Genomic DNA, 15,693 nt, shown 5'->3' on the forward strand with positions numbered 1-15,693 from the left:
TTTTAAAGTGAGTGCTAAGAAAAAGAAGGTGTGTGATGAACTAAATGCCCTAAAACCAATGAAAGCAGTTTGCAAATTAATGCCTAAGCCTGAAAAAACATCACTTTATTTGAAAATACGTGCTAGTTATACATGCTATAATCCATTTTAGTGGCAAAAGCTCAATTTCTAATAAAGTTCAATATTGGGTTTGCTTGTTCGTCATGCCTACCTTTACTGGCATCACTGAAGTCTATATATAGCAGCGGATCATGCTGCGCACCGTCCTTCTCTTTCTCCTGTGAATGTCTAACCCCATCCAGTACCTGACCACAGCGGCCGAGGTGCAACACGCCGCCGACATTCTGCGGACTGCTCCCCGTATTGCCATCGATTTGGAGTTCGATGATATGCGGCACCGTTACGGGCGCAACTTGGCCCTAATCCAGATTTTTGATGGGCAGACGCCTTACTTGATTGACCCACTGCCGCTCACCAATCCAGCACATGATCTGGAGCCTCTCTTCGCCATTCTGCGCGACCCGGCAGTAGAGAAAGTGTTTCACAGCTGCAAGTCCGATATTCTTCTACTCGATGAGGTATATGGGGTGCACGTCCGTCACATCACCGATACCAGCGTGCAGTATACTCTGCTAGCAGAAGCAGACAACAATATTTCCTTGGGACGTCTGATTCAGGCTGAGCTTGGTATTGAGGTCGACAAAGGCGAACAGAAATCAAATTGGTTGAAGCGTCCTCTCACCGAGGCCCAGATGCAATACGCTGCCAACGACGTTCTGTATCTGTTTGAATTAGCCGACCGGCTGCGCGATAAACTGGCCGCCCTTGGCCGTACGCATTGGGCCGAGGAAGAAAACGCGGCGCTGGAAGATGTGCGTTACTCCCGCGACGAGCGGCCCTACCTACGCATGGCGGGCAAATACCGCATCCTGCCCCAAGAACTGCCTTTATTTCGCGACTTGTATTTGCTCCGCGACCAAGTAGCTCGGCAGCTTGACCGCCCGCCGTACATGGTGTTCGCCAACGAGCGGCTGCCTGAACTAGTGCGGGACTTGCCACGCAACCTTAATGCTTGGAAAGCCGCCCGTGGTTTGCACCCTGAACTCAAGCGCCCGCCTTATCTCGATCAGCTAGCGGCTCTTTCTGCCGAAGATTTTGTTCCGACCCCGAGCCGACTGTGCCTGCCGAGCAGCGTCGCTTTCCTTTCCGCCGGCGGCTAACTGGCGAGAAAGCCGCACGCGCTGATGCCCGCGAACAACTGCTGACACAGCTAAAAACGCACATTACCGCCGATATCAATGGCTTCGTAGCCAACTTGGTACTTTCAAACCGCTTGGTAGCCGATATAGTAGAACTAGGCGCTGAGCAGGTGCTCCGTCCTTGGCAGAAAACTATCCTGCGCGAAACCGCGCAGCGCCATAGCCTCGACTACGAGTTAGTGGCTCAACCCTTCTAATTCAAGGAGCTATACTGACTGGATTAGGAGAGATTCACTAGCAATTAGAAGTAGAGCGGCTTGTCGTATGGCAAGCCGCTCTTGTTTTATGTGCTACATATTCAATAACTGAGGATTTACTGAATTAGGACACATCTGCATCTGTAAGCTAGAGCAATTCTTCGTCGATATTTCTCTCAAACTATCGGTGCATTTCTGACGCAAGAGCTAAGGCAACAGGAGCTAGAACTCCGTTAAACTCTACGGACTAATATTCTATGCTTTCTGTAGCCCCAAGCTTCATGTAAGTGGAAGCAGTATTGAGTGGTTGAGAATTACTGGACGGCAGCCATGCGAGTTAAGTGTTGGCCACTGAGGGATTGAGCACAGACCTATCATTGGGTGATATTTCGAGCAAATATTCGCTAACCTCAGTGAATCTGCTCTTCTGCCTTTATTTGCGAGATTTCGAATTTTGTCCAAAATAAACCCTCCGAAATTCTGTTCTTTGTAGCTAAGCAAGTAGGAGCTTTTGCTGTAGCTTCTACTTGCTCACAACTCCTGCTCCTACTCCCACCCGAAGCACGTCTTCGTGTTTTACCGCCTATGCTAAGCCACGGTCAGGTTGTCCGATTGATATTTGGATTGAAACTGCGCGAACTACGCCAGGAACGGGGCTTTACCCCGGCTGAGCTAGCTCGGGCTTGTGACGTTTCGGTATCGTATCTAAATGAGATTGAGAAAGGCAAAAAGTACCCTAAGGCCGACAAAATTTTAAGCCTCAGCAAGGTATTAGGCGTTACTTACGACCAGCTGACTTCTCTAACCCTGAGTCGGCGATTGGAGCCTATTTCCGAGTTGCTGCAATCGGATGTGCTGAAGGAGTTTCCGCTGGAGATGTTTGGGCTGGACCCTGTCCGCATTGTGGAGCTGATTGCGGATGCGCCCGCCAAGATGAATGCCTTCATCAGCACGCTTTTCGAAATAGCCCGCAACTACGAAATGCGGCAGGAAAACTTCTTTTTAGCTGCACTACGCTCCTACCAGGAGATGCACGACAACTACTTTGAAGACCTAGAGCAAGATGTGCGCACCTTTTGCGTCGAGGAAAAGTTGACGACCACTGCCCCTTCGATACCACTCAATTAGAACGGGTGCTCGTTGAGAAGTACGGCTACACACTTAACCGTACCCGGCTCGCCGACTATGCCTCGCTGGGGCGGCTACGCTCCGTATTTCAGCCCAAAACTCGCTGCTTGCTGTTGCGGCCAGGCCTTTCAAAAGCACAAGAAGCCTTTGTGCTTGGCCGCGAGGTAGCCTTCAACTACCTCGGGCTGAAAGAGCGGCCGTACGTGAATGCAACATTTCCGGTGCGCTCTTTCGATGAAGTGCTCAACAATTTTAAGGCCTCCTATTTTGCTGGCGCGCTGTTGATGGAAGAGGAAAATCTGGTGCGCGACCTGCACCAATTTTTCGAGTTGCCGAAGTGGCAGCCCGACAAGTTGCAAGCCCTCCTCACGCGCTACGACGTGTCGCCGGAGATGTTTATGCAACGCCTCACCAATTTGTTGCCGCGTCACTTCAACCTGCAGAGCATGTTTTTCCTGCGCTTCGACCAAGTGCATGCCATGGACGACGGGTACAAGCTAAGCAAGGAACTGCACCTATCGCGCCTACACAACCCCCACGGCAATGAGCTCCACGAACATTATTGCCGCCGTTGGGTGTCGATTCGGCTGGTGCAGGAAGCCCGACTACAGGCCCTCACCAAAGCTCCTGCCTTTGTGCTCGGCGCTCAACGTTCCTGTTATCCCAACAACGACGAGTATCTGTGCTTGACGCTGGCCCGCGCGGCCGGGCCTACCGAACCAGCCGTCAGCGTAACCGTGGGGCTGCTTTGCGACGATATCCTACGCCAGAAAATTCAATTCATTGATGATCCTGCCATCATTCAGAAAACGGTGAACGAAACCTGCGAGCGGTGCCACATTCCGAATTGCGAGGTACGGGCCGCTGAACCGGTAGAGTTGGAACGCCGCGCGCGTCGGCGCGAAACCGAAGCCGCTATTGATGCCTTGGTTAACGCCGACAGGTAAGAAAGCGGGGATAGAACGTTTCTACATCGTCTTTAATGCGCTGTAGCTTGTACGTGCCTTTACCAGCCATTGGGCGAGGTTCGCGTCCTGGCCTAATAGCCTTGGAAGTTTCAAGCTAGTCCTACGCTACTTGTTTTCACAGTACGATTACTGCACTCGACGGAAAGCCACTAACTGGCACTCCAGAACTGCGCAGGCTATTTTTGGGTATAGTCACTCACGCTACTACCCGTTTTAATTACCAGAACCAATTCCTTTTGCCTACTACTGAAGCTGCTCACTCTTCTCGCCGTTTACTTTGGTATGTGCTGCTACTAGCCTTGCTGATAGGTAGCGGCCTATTTTACGGCGCTTGGCGCGTGCTTTGGGAGCCTAATGTGGCGGTTTCGCCCTACGGTGCAGCCTTCCTCTATATTCGGACGGGCACGGGCTATGCGGCCGTACTGGATTCGTTGCGGCAACATGAGCTATTGCGCAACCAGAGCACGTTCGAGTGGTTAGCTGAGCAACGAGGGTACCCTCGGTTGGTACGTCCTGGTCGCTACCGTCTCAATCCAACGTACGGCAACAACGACATACTGGACATGCTGCTCCAGGGCAAGCAAGACACCCTCGATTTCACGCTCAATGCCTTCAAGTACAAGCCGCAATTAACCCAGCAAATCAGCCGGCAGCTAGAGGCTGACTCTGTAGAGCTGCGGAAATTATTGAACGACAATACCTTCCTGACCCGCCGCTACCACCTCGACACTACCACGGTGCTAACGATGTTCTTGCCAGGGCCATACCGCTTCTTTTGGAATACTTCAGCTCATCAGTTCCTAGATTCGGCGGCGGCCGTGCATCGTCGGTTTTGGACCCGCCAACGCCAACAACGAGCTGATTCTTTGGGTCTCTCGCCGGTGCAGGTGCATGTGCTGGCCAGCATCGTGCAGCGCGAAACCGCTATGAAAGAAGACAAGCCCGTTATTGCCGGTGTGTACCTGAACCGGCTACGGCGGGGTATGCGCCTACAAGCCGACCCCACCTTACTGTGGGCCATTGGCAATTTCGGCGTGAAACGGGTGCTCAACAAAGACAAACTCGTGGATTCGCCCTACAATACCTATAAGCACAAAGGGCTGCCGCCCGGCCCTATCACTTCTGCCAATCGTCAGAGCTTAGACGCGGTGCTCAAGCCTGCTGCTCACCAATACGTATTCTTCTGTGCCCGCCCCGACGGTAGTGGCTATTCCGATTTTGCCGAAACTTTCGCCGAACACAAGCAAAATGCCCGCCGCTACCAGCACCGCCTCGACAGTTTGGGCATAAAGCGATGAACTGCTGAAATGCGTCTTAACCGCACAAATGACGCGCCTCAAGCAAGCCTCAAACTCACAGCGTCACCTTTCACTGCAGGCGGTACAAACGAAGTTGAACGGAATCTTGACGAGCCGCGCGTTGCAACGCCAGCGTTTGCTCGTAGCCAAGTCCCGTGTACTCGGAATGTTCGAGAAACAGCAATGGCGAGGTAAGCAACGGTTCCGACAAGGTCACTAAGGCGGGCTGATGGCGAAGAGAATCGAAGTTAGGCGAGTTGGTGACGCGCCAATAGGAATCGAGCAGCACGTAATCGAACTGCTTTTTTCTCCACAATGGTAGCTCCTTTTCGTTTGTCACCACCACTACGGTATCAGTGGTTGCTAAGAAAGGACGCAGGCCAAGGCCAAGAGTGCTTACTACACGCACTGGTCCGGGCGTGCGGGCGTGTAGCAACCGGGCTACAGTGCCGTAGTGAGTCTGCATGTAGGCGTAGATTTCACGTTGTATCCGAAACAGGTTGAAAATAGTGCCAGCCAATACTACGCACGCCAAAATCCCGGTTGTGGCCGACGTAGTTAGCCGCATATCTTGTATCAACCGACGCAACAGCAGAAACGTGAGAATATAGAACAGCGGATACACTAACAGCAACCCGCGCGGCGCCTTTAGCAGCAACGACATACCTATCAGAAAACACCCCGCCCATACTCCCAAGTATGTGGGCAGATTAATAGGAAGCTTCCACCAAGACAAATGTTGTAGCCCGCGCCGTATTGCGAACAGCATTCCAACAGCCAAGCCCAGCAGCAGCAACGGCGACTCGAAGTCCCAGAGGTAGCGCAGGTAGTATAGCCCGTCGAAGCGCAAGTGCCCAGTCCGACCAGCGGCATTGGCAGCCCCGGAAACACTAGATTGTAGTATACAGCCGGCCACCGGTACCAAGGCAAGCCACCTACCATGCCTAGCAAGCCCAGCACGATATAAGGGGCAAGCAAGCGCAGCAGAACCCGCGCCAGCATAGCAGGCTTCCATAGCAAGCCTTGGCTATAAAGCAGTTCCAGCATGCCCAGAATCGGCAAGGTGAGCAGAAACTTGTAGTTGACGCTCAAACCTAAAGCCAGCCAACCAGTCGTTTGCATTAGAAGACGCACGCTCGGCTGTTGCAGCCGCAGATAGTGAGTTCGTAGCAAGCCAACAAAAACGAGCAAACTCATAGAACCCATCGTGAAATCGCGACCCGAGAAGGTGAGAAACACGGAGGTGCCGGTGAAAAGCAGCAATAACGCGGCTTCCAATGCCGTTAAGCGCAGTTTCCTTTCTACAAATTGCACAAGCCACGCCAGGGCCGCTACGCCTAGCAAAGCATTGAGATGCTGGTATACCCGATAGTCGGAGGTGAACCACGCTATAGGAGCCAGCACTAGGGAAAAAGCCGGGCTGCCGTGGTGAAATAGGTTACGCAAATTACCGTGTGCCACCTCCTGCACGATCTGCCAGTTGCGCACCGAATCATAGTCCGGCAACGACACCTCACTTAGCCCATATAGGCGTATTGCCGTCACGGCTAGCAAAGCCAGAGCCGGCAACAGCGCCGCACGAGGAGCAGACGAAGAGATACTAGAGCGCAAAGCCATCAACTACGAATGAAGCCGCAAGATGCTAGTTTTGCCCGTGAGGCGAATTGCTTAAAGCTGTTTCTGCTTACTTATGCCATATCAGGTAGAGAGATGTGGTAATTCAAGCAACCATCTTCTTCCACAATATTCACTCACAGAACTGTTTTATGCGCATCGTCATACAGCGTGTCCAACACGCTAGCGTCACCGTCGAGGGCCGCATTACGGGCCAAATTGGTCCTGGCTTGCTTGTACTGGCTGGCTTTGCCCCCGACGACACGGCCGCTTCGCTCGACTGGATGGCTCGCAAGCTGGTGCAACTGCGCATTTTCTCTGATGCCGACGGCAAGATGAATCTTTCCGTGCAGGACATTGGTGGACAGTTGTTGGTGGTAAGTCAGTTTACGCTGCTAGCCGACGCGCGCAAAGGCAATCGGCCGAGCTACATCGGGGCTGCTCCGCCGCCTATTGCCATTTCGCTGTACGAGCAGTTCGTGCAACGCTTAGAGCAGCTTTTGGGGCAACCCGTTGCCACCGGTGAGTTTGGCGCCGATATGAAAGTGGAACTCCTCAACGACGGCCCCGTGACCATTGTGCTGGACTCCCCGGAAAAGTGAGGTCGTGAAAACAACGCAATTAACTAGAGCTTTCACAGTTTCATTCCTCACAACCTCTCCCTTGCCATGACCATCGAAGAAGCCCAAAAAACGGTTGACAACTGGATTCAAACCACCGGCATTCGCTATTTCAACGAGCTAACCAACATGGCCATGCTCACGGAGGAAGTAGGCGAAGTGGCCCGCATCATTGCCCGGCAGTATGGCGAGCAGTCTTTCAAGGAATCCGACAAAGACAAAGTGTTGGCCGACGAGCTAGCCGACGTGTTGTTTGTTGTTATCTGCTTGGCCAACCAAACCGGCGTAAACCTCACAGAAGCTCTCCAGCGCAATCTGGAAAAGAAAACCCTCCGCGACACAGACCGCCACCGTAACAACGAGAAGCTGAAGTAAGCGGCAGTAGTTTGTATAAAAAGCGAGGGGCATCAATTGCTTGATGCCCCTCGCTTTTCAGTGCCAGCTAAACAATCTTCAACTCTGCACGGATTGCAATGCCGCCACAATTCGTCCTTCGCTGTACACAGGCACCACATCGTAGACATCTTGGCGCACGCAGAACTCCATGTCTTTGTGTGATTCCAAGCTATTGAGCCGCCGGACGTGCGCCGACTTCAATAAATAACTCGCTGCATCGGGCTGTGCTGCCTGCCACAAATCCAGGGCAGCTAGGGTAGCGTCGGAATCTGTGGTATTGAATTCGGTTGCTAAGTGATGCGCCAATGCGCCGCCAAACAGCGTATCTTCCAAGCAAAAGTTGCCCTTCCAGCCCGCACAAACCACTACCACATCTTTCTGCTGACGGCGCAAGAAATCCGCCACGGCGCTCAGGTTTAGAAATGCGCCTACTACCACCGTATCGGCAGTTTGCGACAAATGCAAAGCGCGCGTACCGTTAGTCGTAGTGATGGCCACAGCCCGGTCGCGCACTGCTACTATTCCATCCAAATAGCCAAATGGAGAGTTGCCAAGATCCACGCCTTCCATTTGGCGACCGTCGCGCTCGGCGGCAGTCAGGTAGCCTTGCGCGGCCATGGCCTGGCACTCGGTCACTTCACTTACGGGCACTAGGTGCGTCACCCCCTGGGCCAGCGCCGTCACGATGGAAGACGTAGCTCGCAACACATCTACCACCACCGCCACCCGACCGCGCAAGTCGTACAGCGTCAGCAGTTCCGGGGAAAAGCAAATATCAAGGGTAGGCATACAGGTTTCAATCAACCAAAACGTCGTGCCGCGCTTGCCGAAGCTGCTTAGCACATGCAACCGTTTTTGCTAACGGCTACTGCCAAGGTGCTTCAGCAAGCGCAGCACGACGTTTTTTCTTTTTTGAGGTATGAAAACTAGGCTTCTTCTGTGCCGGGAACGAAAGGCAGTTTCACTACCGTGGCCGGATGGTTTTTGCCGCGCACCTGAACGAAGATTTTGCTGCCGGGCGCACTGAACTCAGTTTGCACATAGCCGAGCCCAATACCCTTGCTAAGTGAAGGCGACTGAGTGCCGCTCGTCACCTCCCCTATCTTCTCGCCAGCCTCGTTTACCAATTCATAGTGGCCGCGCGGAATGCCAGGTCCATCCATCAGGAAGCCTACCAGCTTGCGCGTAACCCCCGATTCTTTCTGCGTTTTCAGCTTGTCGGCGTTGGTGAAATCCTTAGTGAACTTCGTAATCCAGCCCAAGCCTGCTTCCAGCGGTGAAGTTTCGTCGTTGATGTCGTTGCCGTAGAGGCAGTAACCCATTTCCAGGCGTAGCGTGTCGCGGGCACCAAGACCGATGGGCTTCAGGCCGTAGGGCTGGCCGGCTTCCATCACTTTGTCCCACACCTGCCGCGCATGTTCGTTGGGCACGTACAGTTCGAACCCGCCCGCCCCGGTGTAGCCCGTAGCCGAGATAATAACGTTGGGCGCTCCGGCAAATGTGCCTTGCACAAACGAGTAGTAAGGAATCGAGCTTAAGTCGGCGTCCGTTAGGGTTTGCAGCGCCGCAATGGCCTTAGGGCCTTGTACTGCAAACAAGCTGATTTCGTCGGACACGTTTTCCATTTCCGCGCCAGCCGTGTTGTGCTGCTGAATCCAGCTCCAATCTTTGTCGATGTTGGAAGCATTCACCACCAAGAGGTAATCTTCCTCAGCTAGCTTGTACACCAGCAAATCGTCGACAATGCCGCCTTCTTCGTTGGGCAAACACGAATACTGCGCTTTACCAGGGGCGAGTTTGCTCGCGTCGTTGCTGGTTACGCGCTGAATCAGGTCGAGGGCCTGTGGGCCGCGCACCCGGAACTCGCCCATGTGCGATACATCGAAGATGCCAACCGCGCGGCGCACAGTGCGGTGTTCGTCGAGGTCGGAGGAGTAGCGCACGGGCATATTGTAGCCAGCAAAGGGCACCATTTTGGCGCCTAGCTGCTGGTGTACATCGTTCAAGACTACGGTTTTGAGGTCTTCGGCCATTGGTATAGGATCTTGTTTCGGGTTTTCAGGTGCAGTTCCGACGCATAAGAAGTTTCGGGAAGCTGTCAAACGAACAACTTTGCTTCTAACTGTGGTAAAACAACGTAGCGTACTAGGCGGCGAAATTAGCTAATTCTAACGGGCAGGCGGCTACTGTTATCTCTGCAAGGAAGCTGAACATTTGTTTCGCAGATAGTGTATAGCCAGATTCGTAGTTCCTTCTCTCTTACCCCTGACGTTGCGCCGCCTTTCGAGCGCCTTTCACAATGACCGACGAACTGAAGCAAGACTTTGAATCGGGGATGGTGAAGCATTTGCTGTTCAAGTCCAAGCTTCGGTCCTATCTCTATGGCAGCAAGATCAACCAAGGGCCCATCCGCGACCCTCTGCAGTGTGCTTTAGGCCACTGGATTCAGGATCGAGCGTTGGGTGCCTACGCTCATCTGCCTGAATCGCGCGAGCTAGACCGACTTCACCGGCATATTCATCAGGAAGCCAACCGCCTCATGGATATGCACGACCGGGGCCAGACCGAACAGGCGCTAGCCGGCTTAGGTGCAGTGGAAAAGCTGGCCGACCATATCACGGCCATGATGCGAACAATGGAGCAGAAGCTGCGTACGGGCCTCTAACCGTCTTCATAACTTTTCAGCTTACCGTTTCTTTCGCCGCCCCGCCCGCATGAAGCTGAAGCTTTCCACCAAACTCTTTGCTGGCTTTTTAGTCGTTTTGTTGCTGTTTGTGGGAGTGGTGATAGCCAACTACCAGCTCTCGCGCAAAGTGCTACGCAACGCCCGGCAGGTGCAGGCCTCTCAGCGCGTCTTTGCCGATGCGTCCATGCTTATGCGCAATATCATTGACATGGAAACCGGCTTTCGGGGCTACTTGCTTATTGGGAAAGAAGAAGTGCTAGAGCCCTACCACCAGGGGGAGCGGTATTTGCTGCGAAATTTCTCGCAACTGCTCAGCGAACTGGACCCTGAAAGTCCACAATACGCCCGCATTGTGCGCGCCCAAAAGATGTTTCGGGAGTGGCTCAACTACTCACACTTGCTTATCAGCGAGAAACGAGAAGCACAGCGCCGTTTTCCTAGCCAAGAAGGGCTTGATGGAGTGGAACATCGCAAGCTGGCTGAAAGCCTAGAAGGCAAGCTGATGATGGACCAGATTCGGGTATTGTTTGCTGGCTTCGATCAGGAAGAGCGAAAACAGCGGGACAAGCAGAGCACCCGGCTTCAGGAAAGCATTACTGAGACTCGGCTTATTTCCGTGGGCATTACGCTGTTGGCCATCGTGCTCGGGTTGATTTGGGCCACTTACATTATCCGGCTCATTGGCCACCGCATCCATACCATGGTTAAGCTGTCGTCGCGGATTGCAGCCGGGCAGTACCGTACCAACATTCGGGATACGGAGGGCGACGAACTAAGCGAACTAACGGCCTCGCTCAATCAGATGGCCATGACGATCGACAACAACATCACGCAGCTAGAACGCCGCAACCAAGAGCTAGACCAGTTTGCCTACGTCGTGTCGCACGATTTGAAAGCGCCCCTGCGCGGCATTGAAAGTGCTTCGCGCTGGATTGAGGAAGACATGGGACAAGACATTCCTGGCCATATCCGGGAGTTTCTGGTGCTGATGCGGGTGCGGGTAAAGCGGATGGAACAGCTGATTATGGGTATTTTGGACTTAGCCCGCGTGGGTAGGTCCCCACAAGCCGACGAGCCGGTATTCGTGCGCCAGCTGCTGCGCGAGATTATCGACTCGCTGAGTTTACCGGAAGGCTTCCAGGTGGAACTGCCGTTTTATTTGCCCACTCTGGTCACCAACCGGGTGCAATTGCAGCAGGTATTCACCAACTTGATCAGCAACGCCGTCAAATACCACGACCATCCCGAATCCGGCACCGTGTACATTGCTTGCAGCGAAGATCCACAGTTCTACACGTTCTCGGTTACCGACGACGGCCCTGGTATCGACCCCGAATATCACGAACGAATTTTTGTCATTTTCCAGACTCTTACGGAGCGCGATACGCTGGAAAGCACGGGGGTTGGCTTAGCTATTGTGAAAAAAATAGTGGAGCGCCAGGGTGGTACTGTGCAGGTTGAGTCAAAAGAAGGCGAAGGTGCCACGTTTCGTTTCACGTGGCCTCGCCAGAGCAGAACGGTTGTGGAGAACCGGGCCAGCACGGCTATTTCAACACTTAATTAAGGCTCAGCCGTATAGCCGGTTACTTAAAAGTGAGTTTCGCCCTCATTCCACCTAACCGACACCTGCTATGCCTAGTATTCTTTTGGTAGAAGACGACCAGATGGACATCATGAATGTGCAGCGCGAATTGCGCAAAAACAACATTGATTTGCCGCTTCACATTGCCCGCAATGGCCGTGAAGCACTCAATATGTTGCGCGGCGAAGGAGGTCAGACCAAGATAGAATTGCCGCGCGTCGTGATGCTCGACATCAACATGCCGCGCATGAACGGCCTAGAATTGCTGGAGCAACTCCGCTCCGACCCCGAGTTTGTTGGGCTGAACGTGTTCATCATGACCACCTCCGACCTTGACACCGACCGGCTCAAAGCCAAAAACTTAGCCGTTAGTGGCTACATCATCAAGCCCTTGAACTTCGATAAATTCGGTGAAGGCGGCTCAACCGTCGACGGCTTTAGCTTATTCCTGGACTTGTTGATGTTAAAGGACAATCAGTAACCTGCGTACAACACTAAACAGCAAGTTGGGTGCTCTGGCGGCAATAACAAGCTACTGGGGCGCTCAACTTGCTGTTTTGTACAGTTACCATAAAGGTTGTTTTACAATAGTCTGAAGCCCATTCGGTGGTGTTCAGTGGTACCATGAGCACGAATAGCGGACCGATGCTGAAGCGTTGGATAACCAGCATTTTGCTCCCACCTGTATTCCGGGTGAAGTTCGGCTAGCTCCATCATTCGCTCGTCGCGGAAGGTTTTGGCCAGGATTGAAGCGGCCGCAATGTGCCGATAGTGCGCATCGCCTTTAATAAGGCACGTATGGTCTATCCCGCGTACGGCCGAAAACGGTTGCCATCAACTGCTAGATGAGTAGGCTGAACAGCTAACGCCGTAACCGCACGATGCATAGCCAAGTAGCTTGCTTGGGCAATATTGATAGAAGATATTTCATCCGGTGAGGCTTCTGCTACTGCCCATGCCACGGCCTCACAGCATATTGCACCACGCAGTTCGGTGCGCCGTCGGGCGCTCAGTTGCTTGGAATCATTGAGGTACTTCGGGTTGAAATCAGGAGGCAGAATGACGGCGGCGGCAAAAACCGGCCCGGCCAAGCAGCCCCGGCCTGCTTCATCAAGCCCGGCTTCAAGAGGGTGACCAGTATGGGAGGCGAGTAACATACTGCAAAAGTATAGCAGACCCAGCAGCCAATCACGAAAAAAGGCATCCCCGGGAGCCGTAGCGGCCGGAGATGCCTTTCAGAAACACTGAATACTATTTAATAGCAGGATCTACTTGTGGCTACCTGCTGTAGAGCCCGTGATAGGAGGATTTTCGCCGCGGCGCAAGCCTTGCTTGTCGCGTGGCCCCTCGTCAATTTCATCTTCTTCGTCGCTCGTGACGTACTCATTGCTGATCGGGCCAAGACCGCCCGTATTAGCACTCAATTCCGATTCTGCTTGTGCATGCTTAAGGTTGAATAATGGGTCACCAGGTTGCTGCTCGTTTTCCTGATTTTTTGACTTGTTAGCCATAGACAACGACTGCCAACCGGAATGTGAACGGTCGACTATAGCTTGGTACGGCAGCACGGCATGGCAGGTTGATGTAGAATCTTGGCTTAGAGTTGAGCTTCCACTAACTAGTTTTAAGCTATAACCTTAGCGTTAGCCTATCACAAAGAAAGTACCTAACTCAATAGCAACACTTTGGCAGCTTTCACACAACCGCTGGTCAGAAACAGCAGAGCTTTCAACCTATCTGCCCAAACTTACTGCACCCGGAAAAAATAAAAGGGGCTGCCGCCTTCCAACGCAACAGCCCCTTTAAATATAATTGCGTCGGATGACCATAAAAATCATCCACCCTACTCCTAGGGTCATTCCGACGCTGCGCGAGCGAAGCCTTCCTTTCCACAAATACCCACCCGCGCTATAATTGAGTATGACAAAACTACTTACTCTCAATCGGTTATCTACATACTTTTTGGTCAATTGGCCGATTTACCCGGTCAACTAGCGATTCTGCCCGATGGACGCTAAAAAGAGACTACAGCCTTATCTTTAGCCTGAATTTCAATCTTTCTATCATCCTACTATGTCCACTTCCAAACCTCAACTAGACGAAAACCACAACCCTTGGCAGGTTCTAAGCACTGAAATAAAATATCATAATCCCTGGATTAGTGTCCGCGAAGACCAAGTAGTAAACCCGGGAGGTGGGCGAGGGATTTACGGCGTTGTTTCAATGAAAAACAAAGCTTTAGGTATTGTGCCTGTAGATGCTGAAGGCAATACGTGGTTAGTAGGCCAATATCGTTATCCGCTTAACGAGTACAGCTGGGAAATTCCTATGGGTGGCGGCCCGGTAGAACTAGATATCTTGGAGTCGGCGCAGCGAGAGTTGCGTGAGGAAACGGGCCTGTTAGCTCGTCGCTGGACTAACATCGCGCGTCTACATACCTCGAACTCAGTGACTGATGAGGAAGGCTTTGTATTCTTGGCCGAGGACCTGGAGCATGGCGAGGTGGAACCAGAAGAAACCGAAGACCTCCGAATTTGGAAGCTCCCGCTAGCCGAGGCAGTGCGAATGGTGATGAACGACCAGATAACAGACGCGGTAAGTGTAGCAGGTTTGTTGAAAGCAGAGAAAGTACTTGCCGGTCGGGCGAGTTGATAACAGCATGATTGGCTTGCGAATAGTGTTGTAGTATCGGTTCTGCTTATCAGGGTGCCTTGATGTCGCGCCCGAGCGTTCTTTCCAACAACGTCAGACAACTTCCTAACTTTGCTATATGCGGCACCTTCTGCGCTACATCGGCCATCGACTATACACTACTTGGGCGACCTTCTGGTTTGTGACGCCGTTTGTAGTTACGTATCCAGCGCAATGGGCACTAAGTCGGCAGCCACAGTGGCACCGACATTTGCATAGCCTCAATCGGGGTTGGAGCAAGCTCTTCATCTGGATGTGGGGCATGCCTGTGGACATCGTAAAGAAAAACCCGTTACCAGCTGGTCAGCCATGCGTGTATGTAGCTAATCATAGCTCCTACATCGATATTCCGCTGTTGTTTAAAGCTATTCCCGGCTGGCTGAATATCATGGGCAAAAGCTCGTTGGCTAGAGTACCTGTATGGGGCCTATTTTCAGCCGGGCCTATATCGTCGTCGACCGGGACAACGCCATGAGTAGGGGCCGCGCGATGGTGCAGGCTCGTCGCTCGTTGGAAGCTGGCCGACCCGTAATTATTTTTCCAGAAGGATCTATATCTAAAAAGCCCGGTGAGCAGTTAGAAGAGTTCAAGGAAGGCGCTTTCCAGTTGGCCATTGCTGCGGGCGTACCCCTTGTACCAATCACGATGACGCTGAACCACCGGTTTATGCCTGATGTTGAAGGGCTGCGCGTACGCTACTCACCTTTGCAAATCATCTTACACGAACCTTTATCCACCACTAGCCTTACATCGGCTGATGCGCCTGCCCTCAAGCAGCGCGTTGCCGATATTATTGCTAGTGCATTCCGGCCGGAAGCCGCAGGTATTCCGGAGCGTAGCACTTGGCGTCAGCCTAAGTCACCCGGGGCCACTACTTCGGCAAAAACTTCGGCAACTTCAGCAGAAAATTCTTCTGAGTTGGCTTTGCCCAATTCATAATTCTCAACTTGTAATCAACCATTCCCTTGAGTACTGACCTCGCTACCTTGCGCCAGCTAGCGCACCTTTCCCGCTTAGAACTCGACGAATCAAAAGAGCAGCAGATGCTGGGTGCCCTCAACGAAATCCTGGATTGGGTGGATCAATTGCGCCAACTCGATACCAGCAACGTGGAGCCACTGGTACACCTGTCGCACGAAATCAACGTGCTTCGGCCCGACGAAGCTCACAACACCGTGAGCCACCAAGACGGGCTGCGCAATGCGCCACGCAAGGATTCGGATTATTTCCGCGTACCTAAAGTGCTGGAATAAC

Annotated in this window: 19 protein-coding genes and 1 pseudogene; 14 read left to right on the top strand and 6 right to left on the bottom strand. The window is 52.8% G+C overall.

Features of this window, described 5'->3' with window-relative positions:
• Positions 1-284: 284 nt before the first annotated feature.
• The 5 genes from MUN86_RS17190 to mltG all read left to right on the top strand — a co-directional run bounded on the left by MUN86_RS17190 (position 285) and on the right by mltG (position 4,850).
• Complete coding sequence (locus MUN86_RS17190) at positions 285-1,220, top strand: ribonuclease D (protein WP_245119277.1); 936 nt, start codon at positions 285-287, stop codon at positions 1,218-1,220.
• Positions 1,178-1,456, top strand: a complete 279-nt coding sequence (locus MUN86_RS17195; protein WP_245119278.1) for a hypothetical protein — start codon at positions 1,178-1,180, stop codon at positions 1,454-1,456. Before MUN86_RS17190 ends, MUN86_RS17195 begins: the two co-directional genes overlap by 43 nt.
• 624 nt (positions 1,457-2,080) lie before the next feature.
• Positions 2,081-2,584, top strand: coding sequence for a helix-turn-helix domain-containing protein (locus tag MUN86_RS17200; protein ID WP_245119279.1), 504 nt, complete (start codon positions 2,081-2,083; stop codon positions 2,582-2,584).
• Positions 2,533-3,531, top strand: coding sequence for an ImmA/IrrE family metallo-endopeptidase (locus MUN86_RS17205; RefSeq protein ID WP_245119280.1), 999 nt, complete (start codon positions 2,533-2,535; stop codon positions 3,529-3,531). The genes MUN86_RS17200 and MUN86_RS17205 overlap by 52 nt, the downstream gene beginning before the upstream one ends.
• A gap of 257 nt (positions 3,532-3,788) precedes the next feature.
• A complete protein-coding gene (gene mltG, locus MUN86_RS17210) occupies positions 3,789-4,850 on the top strand; it encodes an endolytic transglycosylase MltG (protein WP_245119281.1) in 1,062 nt (353 codons plus the stop codon).
• Positions 4,851-4,920: 70 nt separating this feature from the next.
• On the opposite strand, the gene MUN86_RS17215 is transcribed toward mltG, so the two are convergent.
• Both MUN86_RS17215 and MUN86_RS17220 read right to left on the bottom strand, forming a co-directional pair.
• Positions 4,921-5,514, bottom strand: a complete 594-nt coding sequence (locus MUN86_RS17215; protein WP_245119282.1) for a hypothetical protein — start codon at positions 5,512-5,514, stop codon at positions 4,921-4,923.
• 5 nt (positions 5,515-5,519) lie between these two features.
• Complete coding sequence (locus tag MUN86_RS17220) at positions 5,520-6,467, bottom strand: hypothetical protein (RefSeq protein WP_245119283.1); 948 nt, start codon at positions 6,465-6,467, stop codon at positions 5,520-5,522.
• Between the two features lie 149 nt (positions 6,468-6,616).
• Between MUN86_RS17220 and dtd the strand changes: the two genes are divergently transcribed.
• Both dtd and MUN86_RS17230 read left to right on the top strand, forming a co-directional pair.
• On the top strand, positions 6,617-7,066 hold the full coding sequence (gene dtd / locus MUN86_RS17225; RefSeq protein ID WP_245119284.1) for a D-aminoacyl-tRNA deacylase: 450 nt from the start codon (positions 6,617-6,619) through the stop codon (positions 7,064-7,066).
• 66 nt (positions 7,067-7,132) lie between these two features.
• Positions 7,133-7,459 carry a nucleotide pyrophosphohydrolase gene (locus tag MUN86_RS17230; protein WP_245119285.1) on the top strand — a complete coding sequence of 109 codons (327 nt, stop codon included), beginning with the start codon at positions 7,133-7,135 and terminating at the stop codon, positions 7,457-7,459.
• A gap of 78 nt (positions 7,460-7,537) precedes the next feature.
• Here MUN86_RS17230 and MUN86_RS17235 read toward each other — a convergent pair whose 3' ends face one another.
• Complete coding sequence (locus MUN86_RS17235) at positions 7,538-8,269, bottom strand: 2-phosphosulfolactate phosphatase (RefSeq protein ID WP_245119286.1); 732 nt, start codon at positions 8,267-8,269, stop codon at positions 7,538-7,540.
• Between the two features lie 137 nt (positions 8,270-8,406).
• On the bottom strand, positions 8,407-9,513 hold the full coding sequence (gene gcvT, locus MUN86_RS17240) for a glycine cleavage system aminomethyltransferase GcvT (RefSeq protein WP_245119287.1): 1,107 nt from the start codon (positions 9,511-9,513) through the stop codon (positions 8,407-8,409).
• A gap of 266 nt (positions 9,514-9,779) precedes the next feature.
• Here gcvT and MUN86_RS17245 point away from each other — a divergent pair, with 266 nt between their 5' ends.
• From MUN86_RS17245 to MUN86_RS17255, 3 genes are all read left to right on the top strand, one after another.
• Positions 9,780-10,145 carry a CZB domain-containing protein gene (locus tag MUN86_RS17245; protein ID WP_245119288.1) on the top strand — a complete coding sequence of 122 codons (366 nt, stop codon included), beginning with the start codon at positions 9,780-9,782 and terminating at the stop codon, positions 10,143-10,145.
• A 49-nt stretch (positions 10,146-10,194) separates the two neighbouring features.
• Positions 10,195-11,730 (top strand): sensor histidine kinase, encoded by a 1,536-nt coding sequence (locus MUN86_RS17250; RefSeq protein WP_245119289.1) that lies wholly within the window; start codon positions 10,195-10,197, stop codon positions 11,728-11,730.
• Between the two features lie 67 nt (positions 11,731-11,797).
• Positions 11,798-12,229: a response regulator gene (locus MUN86_RS17255; RefSeq protein WP_245119290.1), complete on the top strand. Its 432-nt coding sequence runs from the start codon at positions 11,798-11,800 to the stop codon at positions 12,227-12,229.
• A 101-nt stretch (positions 12,230-12,330) separates the two neighbouring features.
• Here the strand turns inward: MUN86_RS17255 and rnhB are convergent.
• Positions 12,331-12,905, bottom strand: a pseudogene (gene rnhB, locus MUN86_RS17260) (ribonuclease HII).
• 111 nt (positions 12,906-13,016) lie between these two features.
• A complete protein-coding gene (locus tag MUN86_RS17265) occupies positions 13,017-13,259 on the bottom strand; it encodes a hypothetical protein (RefSeq protein WP_245119291.1) in 243 nt (80 codons plus the stop codon).
• 562 nt (positions 13,260-13,821) lie between these two features.
• On the opposite strand from MUN86_RS17265, the gene MUN86_RS17270 reads away from it, so the two are divergent.
• The 4 genes from MUN86_RS17270 to gatC all read left to right on the top strand — a co-directional run bounded on the left by MUN86_RS17270 (position 13,822) and on the right by gatC (position 15,692).
• Positions 13,822-14,400, top strand: a complete 579-nt coding sequence (locus MUN86_RS17270; RefSeq protein ID WP_245119292.1) for an NUDIX domain-containing protein — start codon at positions 13,822-13,824, stop codon at positions 14,398-14,400.
• Between the two features lie 118 nt (positions 14,401-14,518).
• Positions 14,519-14,914 (top strand): lysophospholipid acyltransferase family protein, encoded by a 396-nt coding sequence (locus MUN86_RS17275; RefSeq protein WP_245119293.1) that lies wholly within the window; start codon positions 14,519-14,521, stop codon positions 14,912-14,914.
• Positions 14,860-15,378, top strand: coding sequence for a lysophospholipid acyltransferase family protein (locus MUN86_RS17280; RefSeq protein ID WP_245119294.1), 519 nt, complete (start codon positions 14,860-14,862; stop codon positions 15,376-15,378). The genes MUN86_RS17275 and MUN86_RS17280 overlap by 55 nt, the downstream gene beginning before the upstream one ends.
• Before the next feature lie 26 nt (positions 15,379-15,404).
• The gene (gene gatC, locus MUN86_RS17285) at positions 15,405-15,692 is read left to right on the top strand and encodes an Asp-tRNA(Asn)/Glu-tRNA(Gln) amidotransferase subunit GatC (RefSeq protein WP_245119295.1); all 288 of its coding nucleotides are present in this window, start codon (positions 15,405-15,407) and stop codon (positions 15,690-15,692) included.
• Position 15,693: the final 1 nt, after the last annotated feature.

Origin of the sequence: Hymenobacter volaticus, assembly GCF_022921055.1 — a bacterium.
Lineage (GTDB): Bacteria > Bacteroidota > Bacteroidia > Cytophagales > Hymenobacteraceae > Hymenobacter > Hymenobacter volaticus.